Here is a 12,802-nt window from a genome sequence, read left to right on the forward strand (position 1 = left end):
AATGACGGCTTCAACAGCCTCTCCATAGCGTCATGTTGGCCCTTCAAACGCCTGCGGACCCGCGACGATCGAGCTGCGGGCCCGCAAGCGCATGTCGACAAATAGCTAGGCTGTCACCAGCGCGACCGGCGCAGGCTCGTGCATGCTCCGTGCGGCATTCTTGCTCACAATCCGCTCTACCTGAACGAGATTGTCCGAGAATGTAGGACAGTTGCCCATCCCACCGAACCGCGCTGCGGACACGCTGTTGACGGTACCTTCCTCGTTATGGGTCCGCCAATAGCCGACAGTCGCAACAACCAGCCCGGCCTGAACGTCATCGGTAATATGGGCGACGCCGTGAAAGCCGCCCGTCCTGTTGTACACCTTCACCTTGTCGCCATGCTCGATCATGCGCTCAGCGGCGTCCTGCGGACTGAGGAGAACGAACTGATCCCCCTGCAGTCTCCGCTTCTTCGGCTCGTTGGCGTAGTTCGTATTGAGAAACGCGTGGCTTTTCGGTGCGATGATGTTCAGAGGATAAAGTTTGGCGAGTTCAGGTTCGTCAGCCGCACTCTCATAGGGCCTGGTATAGCCGGGAAGCGGTTCGATCGGCTCGCCGCTTTGCAATTCGTTGTAAAGTTGGCGAAACGGCGGTGCCACGAAATTTGTGGCGCCGGTCAGCAGGATCTCACACTTGCCCGACGGCGTCTTGAAATTGCCCTCGGCGTGAGGCGTTCGCGTATCGGCCGGGCCCAAGTTCAACTTGGCAAAACCTTGCCGCCGCAGAAGATCCATATCGACGCCCGCCACCTGCGGCGCGGTCCAGTCGATCGTGCTTTCGGCCAACTCGAGGTCCGATTTCAGGAACTCAGGGTCGGTCAAGCCCATCGTCTTAGCAAGCCTACGGAAGATTTCCGCATTCGAGCAAGCCTCACCGGGCGGCTCGATGGCCTTCTGATTGAGCGTGAGATAGTAATGTCCCCAGGAGAACATCATGTCATCGTGTTCGGCGGCCATCGTCGCCGGCAAGATGATATCTGCGTAAGCTGCGGTGTCGCTTATGAAATGATCCGCGACAACAGTGAAGAGGTCGTCGCGCTGAAGCCCCCGGACGATTTTGTCGACATCCATCGCCTGGGTCACGGGATTTGTATTGTAGACCATGATCGAGTTGATCGGCGGATCAAGCTTGGTCTCGCCTAGCAGCGCTTCGCCCAACTTGAGCAGATTCACTACGCGCGTGCCGGGCTTGATCCAGTCGGGGCGGCAGATCGCTCCGAAGTTCACGGGGAATTCCCACAGCGGCGCCTGATAGATGCCGCCGGCGACGTCCTTCCAGGCGCCGGTCAAGGCAGGAATCGCGATGACCGCGCGGATGGCCTGGGTACCGCCCGCGGTACGCTCGAGCGCCACACCGATGCGGATTGAGGCGTTGCGCGACTTCGCGTATTCGCGCGTCAGTTTTCGTATGTCATCGGCGCGGACACCGGTGATCTTCTCGGCCCACTCCGGCGTGCAGGTTGCCGCATGTTCCTTGAGCTCCGGATAGCCGAGAACATATTTGTCGACATAATCGTGATCGACCATGTCTTCGGCGATCAAGGTTTGGATCATCGCCATGGCGAGAGCACCGTCGGTGCCGGGCTTCGGTGCGATATGCCAATCGGCCTGCTTGGCTGTGCGCGACCGGTACGGATCGATCACGACGACTTTGGCGCCCTTTTGACGCGCCTCGGTGACGAAGGGCCAATGATGCAGGTTGGTGCTGAGGGAATTGCAGCCCCAGATAATGATATATTTTGAGTGGGCGAAGCTCTCCGGATCCACTGCGTTCGTGGGTCCGACCGTGAGGAGCCAGGCGGTGGAAGAGCCCGATGCGCAATAGGTCTTCTCGCAAACAGTGGCGCCCAGTCTGTTGAAGAAGGCATCGCCGACCGTAAGACCCTGCACCAAGCCTTCGTTGCCGAGATAGCTGACTGGCATGATGGCTTCTGCGCCATTGCTCGAAATGATCTTCGTCCAGCGATCTTTGATTTCCGCGAGCGCCTGATCCCAGCTGATCCGCACGAAGGCGCGGCTGCCTTTGGGTCCGTTGCGCTTCAGCGGATACAGGACGCGATCCGCATTGTAATGCCGATCCGCGTAGTCGTTGAGCTTGACGCACAATCCGCCCCGCGTAATCGGGTGTTTGGGATTTCCGCGGACATTGACCAATTTGTTGCCTTCCACGGTGTAAAGCATTGCACACGTGTCAGGACAATCGTGGGGGCAACCGCCAAAGAATTCCTTGCTATTCGCCTTCGTTGTTTGGGTGCTGGCAGACATCGGCATATTCCTTCTACCGTCCGGCTAAGGGAAATCTGCGCTTGGGACTTACGGTCGCCAAGAGCGGCCTTTCCCAGTTAAATCCAACGACTCAATCGAATTGAGTACCGGTTGCCTCGAATCTCTTGGTGCCGGCTTGCCCTTGCCGTCCGTCCGGACTCAGACCTTTCATTTATACCGGTACTTCACCAGCCAGGGCCTGGGGGCCGATCATTGGCGAGTCCTTGTTGTGCGCATTGCGCGTCGACATGAAATCGCGGCGGCATCATATGAGATCGCAAGCCCCACTCCTGGTTGACACATTCGGGCGCCGCATCGAATATTTGCGGCTTTCGGTCACCGACCGATGCGACTTGCGCTGCACTTACTGCATTCCGAGCGGATTCCGCGGATTTCAGGAACCAGCCTCCTGGTTACGGTTCGATGAGATCGAGCGGCTGATCTCGATTATGGCTCCGCGTGGACTGAAGCGTATCCGTCTCACGGGTGGAGAGCCACTCGTTCGGCGGGACTTGCCAAATCTAGCGGCAAGACTTGCGGCAATACCGGGCATCGACGACCTCTCTTTGAGCACCAATGCGACCCGCTTGCAGGCCCTTGCCACCCCTCTGCGAGAGGCCGGGGTGCAGCGCATCAACGTTAGCTTGGATTCTCTTCGTGCCGAGCGCGTCGCCGCAATCTGCGGCCGCGATGTCCTCGCCAAGATTTTAGCCGGCCTTAAAGCCGCCAAACAGGCCGGCTTCGCGCCGATCAAGATCAATATGGTCGCGATGCGGGGCGTGAATGACGATGAGATCGATGAGATGGCCGATTTCTGCATCGAGCAGGGCTTTGTTCTTCGTCTGATCGAAGCGATGCCGATGGGCACGACCGGCCGGAATACCCAATACCTCGACCTCCAGCCTGTCCGGCGACGCTTGCAGCAGGAGCGCGGTCTCGTCGCAGCCGACGTGCCCGGCGGCGGACCGGCCCGATACATGAAAACGCCAGATGCACGATTGAGCATCGGCTTCATCACTCCGCTGTCCGAACATTTCTGCGCCACGTGCAATCGTGTGCGGCTGGCCGCCGACGGGACAATGTATCTCTGTCTCGGTCAGCGTGAGCAGCTGGCATTCGGGCCACTGTTGCGTCGCGGTGCCAGCGACGACCAGATCGTGGACGCACTTCGCTCGGCCATGAGCCTAAAGCCGGAGCGCCACGAGTTCAATGAGAAGCCTGGGAAGATTTCACGAATCATGGCCGCGACGGGCGGCTGACGTACCGCGGAAACGACGTTCGAATGAGGAACGACCATGCCCCATGTGGTTACTGGGAACTGCAGCGATTGTAGATTCACCGATTGCGTTCTGGTCTGTCCGGTAGCGTGCTTCCACGGGGACGATCAGCGCATGTATATCGATCCCATCGCATGCGTCGATTGTGCGGCCTGCGTTCCGGCCTGTCCGGTTCATGCGATCAGCGAAAGCGCGGATCTTTCGCAGGACCAGCAGATGTGGATTCAGATCAACGCTGATAAATCCGGCAGCACACCTGTGATCCGGAGCAAGCAAACGCCTTTAGCAGGCGCCGAGGAGCGGCGCGCCGCCCTCGGCTACGGTCCCAGCTAGGCACATTGGACCAGTCGCCGTGAATGCAATTGGAACAGCAGACAACCCCTTGCGGGTGGCTATCATTGGCAGCGGACCAAGCGGGTTCTACGCGGCCGAGGCGCTGCTGCAGTCCGAACTCGCAACCGAGGTCGATGTTCTCGAACGGCTTCCGGTCCCTTACGGTTTGGTTCGTTATGGTGTCGCACCTGATCATCCGCGCTTGAAGGACGTCGCCAACACCTACGCCGAGATCGCTCAGGATCCCCGCTTCTCGTTCATCGGCAACGTCACCTATGGCAAGGATTTTACCCTCGGGCAGCTGGCCGATTGCTACCACGCCGTGATCCTTGCGACGGGAGCCGCGACCGACCGGAAGCTTGATATTCCCGGCGAGGATATTCAGGGAAGTCATGCCGCGACGTCCTTTGTCGGATGGTACAACGGACATCCCGATTACCGCGACCTTGTGTTCGATTTGTCGGGCGACTCCGCCATTATCATCGGTCAAGGTAACGTCGCGATCGACGTGTGCCGCATCTTGGCCAAATCGCCGGATGAACTACGAAAGACAGATATCGCCGCACATGCGCTGGATGCCTTGGCTGAAAGCCGCATTCGTGAAATCCATCTGGTTGGCCGCCGAGGACCGGTTCAGTCGCGTTTCACCACCAAAGAGTTGCGCGAACTCGGTCAACTGTCTGAATGCGATCCGTTTGTAGACCCCAATGACCTGATCTTGAGCGACGCCTGCAAATCTGAGTTGGCCGATGTCCGAGAGCCGGCCCGCGCACGGAATTTCGATGCATTCCGGAGCTTCGCTGCGCGCCAGCGGGAGAAGCGGAAATGCTGCCGCATCCACTTCTTCCTCAGCCCAAGAGAAGCACGGGGCGAGCATAAACTCGAAGAGCTTGTTCTTGAGCGGACCCGGCTCGTTGGCGCCGCCAGCCGCCAGGAGGCGGTTGGGACCGGGCAGACGCTGTCCATCAAGGCCGGGCTCCTGATCCGCAGTGTTGGTTACAGCGGTCGTGCCTTGGAAGGAATTCCCTTCGATTATGCACGCGGCACGATTCCTAACAAGGATGGCCGCGCAGAAATGGCATCAGCCGGCGAATGCCCTGTCTATGTCGCCGGGTGGATCAAACGCGGACCAACCGGCATCATCGGCACCAACCGGGCCGACAGCATGGCGACGGTTGCGACCCTTCTTGCCGATTTGCCGACCTTCATGCCTCAGCCGAAGCCGGGCCGCGAGGCCTTCGCTTTGCTCTTGGCGCAGCGGGCGATGCGGCCGGTATCGTTTCAGGAGTGGGAAATGATCGATCAGGCGGAGAAGGCTCGCGGCGCGCCCTTGGGCAAGCCAAGGGAGAAATTCACGAGAATTCCCGAAATGCTTGCAGCAAGCACTGGCCGGCCGTAGACTTCCGCGGTGACGATCAAAGGCCACTTCCCGGGAGTGCCGTAGCCCTCAAGCTGCCCACGAGCCTTGATCCAACGAGCAGGCGACAGACGCGGTTGCGGACCAGCATATTGGCTGAGTACCGACTGTCGAACGACTGGAGCAGCCGATGCCGTTAGCTCTTGAAATTGACCTATCCGCTGCGTCATTGCAAGGTTTTCAAGCAAATTCACGGCTTGATTGTGTCCGGTCGCCTGAAACCTGGTGCACGCCTTCCCGGCACCCGTGCCCTCAGCGAGCAGCTCGGGGTATCGCGCAATACAATCATACTCGCCTATGAAACGTTGACGTCCGAAGGCTATCTGGAGTCCCGGGAGGGCGCTGGAACATACGTGTCGACGACGCTTCCCGACAGCTCCCTATCGGTCGCCGGCGGTTCGAACCAGAATGCCGTCTACCATAAGCCGGTTCATCTGTTCGTTCCGGTTGCCGACGATGCAAAGCGATCCATAGCTTCCAGCGAGATCGTTTGCGACTTTGCGCTCGAGAGCACTGATCCGGCCTGCTTTCCGCGCAGCGTATGGCGCCGGCTGACCAATTGGCGCATGAAATCGTCAAAATTCAACTTGACGTATTCCGGTACGCCCAAGGGACTTCGGGATTTGCGTGAAACGCTTGCCGCGTATCTTGGCGCTTCGCGCGGCATTTCATGCAGCCCGGACCAAATCGTCATTGTTACCGGCGTTCAGCAAGCGTTGAATGTCGCCGCCCACCTGTTCGTGCGCGCGGGTACGACGGTCGCAATGGAAGCGCCAGGTTGCCGGACGACAGCGGACCTTTTTCGGGCTTATGGCGCGCATATAGCGCCTGTTCCTGTCGATCAAAGCGGGATCGTTGTACGACACTTGCCGCAGTCCCGGAACGGCGTCGCCTTTGTCACGTCAGCGCGTCAATATCCGATGGGCGTCATGCTGTCGGCTTCCCGACGCGACATTCTGCTCAGCTGGGCCGATCAAACGGATTCTCACATTGTCGAAGTCGATTTCGACACCGAGATCAGATATCAGGGCTCACCGCCGTCGCCTCTGAAGAGTCTCGATACCTACGGGCGGGTTGTCTATGTTGGCTCGTTTGCGGCTTCCATCGGTCCAGGGCTGAGAGTGGGCTACATGGTTCTACCTCCGCACCTGGTTAATCCTGCCGTCCACGCGACGTCGCTGCTCGATCACGGCTTTCCGTGTACGGGTGTTCCCTGGCTCGAGCAGGCGGTGCTGAACGATTTTATCGAAACCGGTGCCTTCGAAAAGCATCTGAGAAAAATCCGCAAAACCTATATGGCGCGGCGCGACTGCTTAATCTTGGCGCTTCAAAAGCATATCGGATCCGTCCAAATAAACCCGGTCCATTGCGGTACGCACCTGGTATGGGAGTTGCCGCCGGATTTTCCGAGTGCCGTCAGATTGCAGTCGCTCATGCTGAAGCAGCAGATCGGCGTCTACACGCTGCGCGACCAAAATATCGGCGACGCAGATTACCTCGAGAATTGCGACAGGTATCTTCTGTTGGGGTTTGCGGCACTGCCGGAATCGGCAATCGAAGAAGGAGTGTCAAGGCTCGCCAAGGCGCTTTGACGCTCTCTCGGAAGTGAAGCCGGCCATGATGCCTTGCCCGCCCGTCGGCCAGGCGCGCTTGCGCGAAGGGGATGACGCGCGTGTCGCCGCGCGCTGCGCTGAGACAGAGCCAATCAGCTCAACATTCGCTGTGAACCGGTACCATCCGCTTTGCCTGCACCGGCGCTGTGAGGCGCACTCGTGCCTTACTAGGTTATGGCTGGAAATTGCGGGCGAGCTCCTACTGCGACGGCGCCGGCAGTTAGGAGCGCCGGCGGATGTTTTCCACTTCGACCATGGCGCTGCGGCTAGATATCACAAGGGAGCAAAAGATGAGTGGCACTGCTACGAATTTCGGCGACTACGAAGCCATCACAAAGGTCGTTCAACACTATCTGGACGGCGCCAAGTCGGGCAAGGGGAGCGATATGAAGCCCGCCTTCCACAAGGACGCTACGATCTTCGGATATGTCGGATCCGACTTGTTTGCAGGACCTATTCAGGGGCTGTTCGACTGGAACGACTCCAACGGGGCCGCCACCGGAATCCAAGCCCGCTTTTCGGAAATCGACATCGTCGGCACGATCGCGAACGTGCGCCTGGAAATCGACAACTGGAAGGGATCGCGCTTCACCGACATGTTCACGTTGCTGAAGACGGATGGGAAATGGCAAATCATGAACAAGGTATTCCATCTGCACAGCTGATTCATGACGTGCCCGAGAAGCCCCCACGGCTCTTGGCAGCGGTCATTTGCAGCTCCTCTCCACGGAATATGGACCTTTTCCGTGGAGCACCTGGGCCCGGCTTCGGCCGGGTTCTTTTTTCAAAAGACCGCCAGCACCCGTTTAGGCCGCGTCCCACAGAACAAAACTTGCACCTTTGTCGGCAATCATGATTGTCGGCGTATTGGTGTTGCCCGAAGTGATCGTCGGCATCACCGATGCATCGATAACGCGTAACCCATCCAGACCGATGACGCGCAAGTGGCGATCCACGACGGCCAGCGGGTCGTGCTCCAAGCCCATCTTCGCGGTGCCAACTGGATGGAAGATGGTCGTTCCGATGTCGCCGGCGGCCTTGGCAAGAGCTGCCTCGCTGTCATCGACCGACGGTCCTGGGATATACTCCTCCGGGCGAAAGCGACGAAGCGCCTCCTGCTTCATCAAACGGCGCGTAACGCGAATGGCGTCAGCCGCCACGCGGCGATCTTCGTCGGTCGAAAGATAGTTCGGCGCAATAACAGGCTTCGCTGATGGATTCGTCGAACGCAAGCGGATGGTGCCGCGGGATGTCGGCCGAAGATTGCAGGCCGCAACCGTGATCGCAGGAAAGCGGTGCAACGGGTCGCCAAACTTATTGAGCGAGAGAGGCTGGACGTGGAATTCGATGTTGGCTCGATCGAAGACAGGCGATGAGGTTGTAAAGATCCCGAGCTGCGACGGCGCCATGGTAAGCGGACCGCGGCGAAACAACGCATATTCGAGGCCCATCAGCGCTCGCCCAATCGGCGAGTGGTAGGTCTCGTTGAGTGTCTTGGCGCCATGTACCCGGTAGATCGCTCTCTGCTGCAGGTGGTCCTGCAGATTGCGGCCAACGCCGGGCCTGTCGGCGACGGTGGCAATGCCAAGGTCGCCGAGCCAATCAGCCGGGCCGACGCCGGACAGTTGGAGGATCTGGGGCGAACCGACAGAGCCGGCACACAAGATGACTTCGCCTTTCGCGCGAACATTGATCGTTCGTCCATGCTGCCGAAATCGGACTCCTACGGCACGCTTGCCGTCGAACAGCACTTTCTCGACCAAAACCCCTGTTTCGAGCCGTAGGTTGGCCCGATGAAGGACCGGCTTCAGGAAGCCGCGCGCCGCGGACCAGCGAAAGCCGCGCTTCTGATTGACGTGGAAGTAGCCGACGCCGGTATTGTCGCCGGTATTGAAGTCGGTTGTCGCCGGGATACCCATCTCGACCGCCGCTTGCGCCACGTTATCGAGGATATCCCACTTCACGCCGGGACGTTCCACACGCCACTCGCCGCCAACTCCATGATGCTCGGTTTCACCCAGAAAATGGTCATCAAGGCGTTTGAACACCGGACGGACATCGTCCCAACCCCAGCCGGTGAGACCGAGTTGGCGCCAGTGGTCATAGTCCGACGCCTGTCCGCGCATCGAAATCATGGCGTTGATAGCGGACGAGCCGCCAATCACCTTGCCGCGGGGATAGTTAAGGGAACGGCCGTTCAGCCCCGCTTCGGTTTCCGTCTCGAACATCCAGTCCGAACGCGGATTGCCGATCGCGAACAGATAGCCAACCGGAATGTGAAACCAGATCCAGTTGTCCTTGCCGCCGGCTTCCAGGACGAGAACCCGCTTTCTTTTGTCAGTCGACAATCGGTTGGCGACAACGCAGCCGGCAGACCCGGCTCCGACGACAATGTAGTCGTAGTCGCCGTCCAGTTCAGTGCTGGAAACCACGGTCCTCTCCAATCTTTGGCAGTTTGCGTTGCAGTGCTTCGCCCGTAGCCCCGCGTGTCCGGATCGCGGACCGCAGCGCCCGTCCGGAACAGCGAGCGGTCAGCGGTGGCGGAAGACCGGCGCCCGCTTGTTGACGAAGGCGTTCATGCCTTCCTTCTGCCCTTCGGTCGCAAACGCTGCCTGAAACAGAAGACGTTCATGCCGCAGCCCTTCCGAAAGGGGTCCTTCGAACGCACGATTGACGGCCTCCTTGGCCATCTTGACGGCCGGCGCGTTGTAGCCGGCGATCGTATGCGCGGCCTCCAGCGCAACCTGCAGGAGATCGCCGTTTGAGACGACGCGCGCAACGAGACCGACAGCCTTCGCCTCGGCGGCTCCAATGGTCCGGCCGGTCAGAACGAGATCCATGGCAAGCGATTTGCCGACCGCACGCGTCAGCCGCTGTGACCCTCCAATACCGGGCAAGATACCGAGCTTGATTTCCGGCTGACCGAATTGCGCGTCTTCCGAAGCAATGATGAAGTCGCAGAGCAGCGCCAACTCACAACCGCCACCAAGCGCAAACCCGCCGACCGCCGCTATGATCGGCTTGGAAATGGATTTAACCTCATCCCAGGGTCCGAGAAAGTCATTCATATAGAAATCGGTGAAAGGCTTCTCGGCCATTTCCGCAATGTCTGCCCCGGCTGCAAAGGCGCGCGCGCTGCCGGTGATGACGACCGCGCCGACCCGATCGTCGGCATCGAACGCCTTCAGTGCCGCCAATGTCTCGATCGCCAGTTGGCCGTTCAGGGCGTTCAAGCTCTTTGGCCGGTTCAAGGTGACGAGGCCCACGCGATCGCGGCGCTCCACGATAATCGTCTGCGGCGAGCTCGTCTCGAGCGTTGCGGCCGGCTGCTCTGTAGGGGATGGACTGTCCTTGCGGATGGGCGCGACGGTATTGCTCATGGCCTGTTTCCTACGTTTGGGAGATGCCCGTGTCATTCGGCCGCTCGCGGTAGCGAGCAGGACGGATCGATTTCGTCGGCGTTGCCGTCTTCGGCCACCGCGTTCGCGTAAGCGCCGTGTGTCGCCATGAGCTCGTTCAGAATCGCTTCCCGGTGTTGATTAAGGGCCGGCGAACGGACGGGTGTATCGGCCTCGTTTTCGGGGTATCCCGTGAGACGGATCGGGTTGCCGGCGGTACGGATGGGACGGGCACCCTCACCTCTGACCTTCACGATCATATTCCGGGCCTTGAGTTGCGGGTGATCGAACAGTTTGTCGATCGTGTTGATCGGTGAACAGGGGACGCCGGCCTCATTGAGCTTTGCAACCCAGTGCTCAATTGGCTCGCGCATGGTGATCGCTTCGATGGCCGCAATCATGGCGGGGCGATTGCTGCACCGCAGATCATTGCTCATGAAACGCGGATCCAGTGCCAACGCGGGCGATCCAAGCGCGTCTGCCATCAGCATGAAAAGCGTGTCGTTGCCCGCCGCTATGATGACGCGTCCGTCCTTTGCGGCGAAGCTTTCGAACGGAGCCAATGAAGGGTGACTGTCGCCGGTGCGCCCCGGTATCTTACCTTCCACGTCATAGCGTGCGAGTGCCGTCTCCATCAGCGCGGCCTGGCAGTCGAGCATGCCAATATCGACGCGCGTTCCCTGAGCGTTTTGCACGCGTTTGAAGAGCGCGGAGAGGATGCCGACCGTCGCGAACAAAGCGGCACCGAGATCGCCAAAACTGGTCCCAACGCGCGACGGCGGCCCGTCAGGCCATCCTGTTAAGCTCATCACGCCGCCCATGGCTTGCACGACCATATCGTAACCGGGCAGGTCACTGAACGGACCGGTATGGCCAAATCCCGAAATTGACGCATAGACGATGTGGGGGTGCGTTTTGGCGAGCCGTTCGGCGCCATAGCCGAGCCGATCCATGACGCCGGGGCGAAAGTTCTCGACCACCACATCGGCGCGGTCCAGCAGCCGCTCGAGTAACTCTCTATCGCGCGGCGACTTGATATCGAGAACAATGCTCTCCTTGCCGCGGTTGAAGCACATGAAATAGGCCGACTCGCCATCGACGAACGGGCCAAACGCCCGCGTGTCGTCACCGGTGCCAAACTTTTCGATCTTGATGACGCGCGCACCGAGATCGGCCAGGACCATGGAGCAATAAGGTCCAGCCAATACTCGTGAGAAATCGAGGACCGTGATGCCTTCGAGGGGCCCCTTTTTCGGAGCCTGGATAGCTGTGCCCTGCATACTAGCTCCTCCCAAGACGATGGCCGTCACGCCGCAGTCGCGAACAAGCCCGAGAATTCCGGTCCATTGTCGTTCGCACCGGTTCAAGCTCCGGCCTTCTGGGCCGCGAAGCGATCAACAGCCACCCTCGCCAAACGGATGGCTTCTCCAGCCAAAAGTGGCGAACCCCAATCATCCAACCCAGAGACCAGACCGGTGAAGTACCGGTCCGATTGAAAGGCCTGAGTCCGCAAGTACCCTCGGAGCCCAACTCGTGGACCGAGGGGAGCGGGCCGGAGCACTGGCACCGGCCGCCGCTCCCTACGGGTCAACGACCGGCGCTCTGGCCGCCGTCGACGTGCAAAATCTCGCCGGTCACAAAGGGAGCGTTCTCGAGGAACAGGACGGCGTCGACGATGTCCTTGATTTCTCCCATCCTTCCGACGGGATGCTGCTTCGCAAGAAACTCATGCTTTTCGGGGGCATGCATCGGTGTCTTCATCACACCGGGAGCAACGGCGTTAACCCGAACTCCCTTTTTTGCGTACTCGATCGCCAGGGACTTCGTGGCTGCGTTGAGCCCACCTTTGGTTAGCGAGGCCAGGACCGAGGGAACGTTGCTGTTGGCGTGATCGACAAGGCTGGTCGTAATCTGCACGATATGTCCGGAGCCTTGCTCCAGCATCACGGCCGCGACGCGCTTGGTAACCCGGAAGAAGCCCCCGAGATTGATCGCTACGACTGAAGCATAATCCTCCTCGGTATAATTGATCAGCGGCTTGGCGATGAAGATCCCCGCGTTGTTGATGAGGGTATCGATACGTCCGAAACGCGCCAGGCCTTCCTCGACGATGCGATCAGCCGTCTTCGGATCCGCCACGTCGCCCGCGATCGTCAAGATGTCCGTATCCGTGCTGGGCTTGATGGACCGTGAATTGGCAATCACGCGGTAATTGCGATCGCGGTACCCGTTCACAAGCCCGGCGCCGAAGCCCTGCGATGCTCCGGTGATGACGACAACTTTCTGCTCTTTTCCCATGCCTGCCTCACCCTTCAGCGGACGACGTGATTACCACCCGCCAGACGGTCAACGTCTGATGCGCCAAACCTAGTGCGAGTTGGGGACGCCTCGAAAGACCGTTGTCCGGCAGACTCTGTTCCTGAAACTGGAACAATGCGCACGGCAGCCTTGGATCTA

The 12,802-nt window shown here is 59.7% G+C and carries 10 protein-coding genes; 5 read left to right on the forward strand and 5 right to left on the reverse strand.

Translation table 11 applies throughout. The features are described from left to right. Nucleotides 1-105: 105 nt before the first annotated feature. On the reverse strand, nt 106-2,307 hold the full coding sequence (locus G6P99_RS36465; protein ID WP_165125517.1) for a molybdopterin-containing oxidoreductase family protein: 2,202 nt from the start codon (nt 2,305-2,307) through the stop codon (nt 106-108). 269 nt (nt 2,308-2,576) lie between these two features. Here G6P99_RS36465 and moaA point away from each other — a divergent pair, with 269 nt between their 5' ends. The 5 genes from moaA (at nt 2,577) to G6P99_RS36490 (ending at nt 7,612) form a co-directional block, all read left to right on the forward strand. Then, a complete protein-coding gene (gene moaA / locus G6P99_RS36470) occupies nt 2,577-3,566 on the forward strand; it encodes a GTP 3',8-cyclase MoaA (RefSeq protein WP_165125520.1) in 990 nt (329 codons plus the stop codon). Nucleotides 3,567-3,698: 132 nt separating this feature from the next. Beyond that, a complete protein-coding gene (locus G6P99_RS36475) occupies nt 3,699-3,917 on the forward strand; it encodes a 4Fe-4S binding protein (RefSeq protein WP_244549599.1) in 219 nt (72 codons plus the stop codon). 19 nt (nt 3,918-3,936) lie between these two features. Beyond that, entirely contained in the window at nt 3,937-5,316 is a 1,380-nt protein-coding gene (locus G6P99_RS36480) for an FAD-dependent oxidoreductase (protein WP_246709721.1), read from the forward strand. A gap of 161 nt (nt 5,317-5,477) precedes the next feature. Continuing rightward, nucleotides 5,478-6,926: a PLP-dependent aminotransferase family protein gene (locus G6P99_RS36485; protein WP_165125523.1), complete on the forward strand. Its 1,449-nt coding sequence runs from the start codon at nt 5,478-5,480 to the stop codon at nt 6,924-6,926. Between the two features lie 311 nt (nt 6,927-7,237). After that, the gene (locus tag G6P99_RS36490) at nt 7,238-7,612 is read left to right on the forward strand and encodes a nuclear transport factor 2 family protein (protein ID WP_092117080.1); all 375 of its coding nucleotides are present in this window, start codon (nt 7,238-7,240) and stop codon (nt 7,610-7,612) included. 141 nt (nt 7,613-7,753) lie between these two features. On the opposite strand, the gene G6P99_RS36495 is transcribed toward G6P99_RS36490, so the two are convergent. From G6P99_RS36495 to G6P99_RS36510, 4 genes are all read right to left on the reverse strand, one after another. Further along, on the reverse strand, nt 7,754-9,379 hold the full coding sequence (locus tag G6P99_RS36495) for a GMC family oxidoreductase (protein WP_165125526.1): 1,626 nt from the start codon (nt 9,377-9,379) through the stop codon (nt 7,754-7,756). A gap of 99 nt (nt 9,380-9,478) precedes the next feature. Next, a complete protein-coding gene (locus G6P99_RS36500; RefSeq protein ID WP_165125529.1) occupies nt 9,479-10,327 on the reverse strand; it encodes an enoyl-CoA hydratase in 849 nt (282 codons plus the stop codon). 32 nt (nt 10,328-10,359) lie between these two features. Beyond that, entirely contained in the window at nt 10,360-11,625 is a 1,266-nt protein-coding gene (locus G6P99_RS36505) for a CaiB/BaiF CoA transferase family protein (protein ID WP_165125532.1), read from the reverse strand. A 307-nt stretch (nt 11,626-11,932) separates the two neighbouring features. After that, nucleotides 11,933-12,643 carry an SDR family NAD(P)-dependent oxidoreductase gene (locus G6P99_RS36510; RefSeq protein ID WP_165125535.1) on the reverse strand — a complete coding sequence of 237 codons (711 nt, stop codon included), beginning with the start codon at nt 12,641-12,643 and terminating at the stop codon, nt 11,933-11,935. Between the last annotated feature and the right edge of the window lie 159 nt (nt 12,644-12,802).

Source organism: Bradyrhizobium sp. 6(2017) (genome assembly GCF_011058295.2).
Classification (GTDB): domain Bacteria; phylum Pseudomonadota; class Alphaproteobacteria; order Rhizobiales; family Xanthobacteraceae; genus Bradyrhizobium; species Bradyrhizobium septentrionale.

What these genes read in the sequence shown, in the direction of transcription:
- G6P99_RS36500 (WP_165125529.1), bottom strand. Translation starts at nt 10,327, where the DNA reads ATGAGCAATACCGTCGCGCCCATCCGCAAGGACAGTCCATCCCCTACA.
- G6P99_RS36475 (WP_244549599.1), top strand. Translation starts at nt 3,699, where the DNA reads ATGTATATCGATCCCATCGCATGCGTCGATTGTGCGGCCTGCGTTCCG.
- moaA (WP_165125520.1), top strand. Translation starts at nt 2,577, where the DNA reads ATGAGATCGCAAGCCCCACTCCTGGTTGACACATTCGGGCGCCGCATC.
- G6P99_RS36490 (WP_092117080.1), top strand. Translation starts at nt 7,238, where the DNA reads ATGAGTGGCACTGCTACGAATTTCGGCGACTACGAAGCCATCACAAAG.
- G6P99_RS36465 (WP_165125517.1), bottom strand. Translation starts at nt 2,307, where the DNA reads ATGTCTGCCAGCACCCAAACAACGAAGGCGAATAGCAAGGAATTCTTT.
- G6P99_RS36505 (WP_165125532.1), bottom strand. Translation starts at nt 11,625, where the DNA reads ATGCAGGGCACAGCTATCCAGGCTCCGAAAAAGGGGCCCCTCGAAGGC.
- G6P99_RS36510 (WP_165125535.1), bottom strand. Translation starts at nt 12,643, where the DNA reads ATGGGAAAAGAGCAGAAAGTTGTCGTCATCACCGGAGCATCGCAGGGC.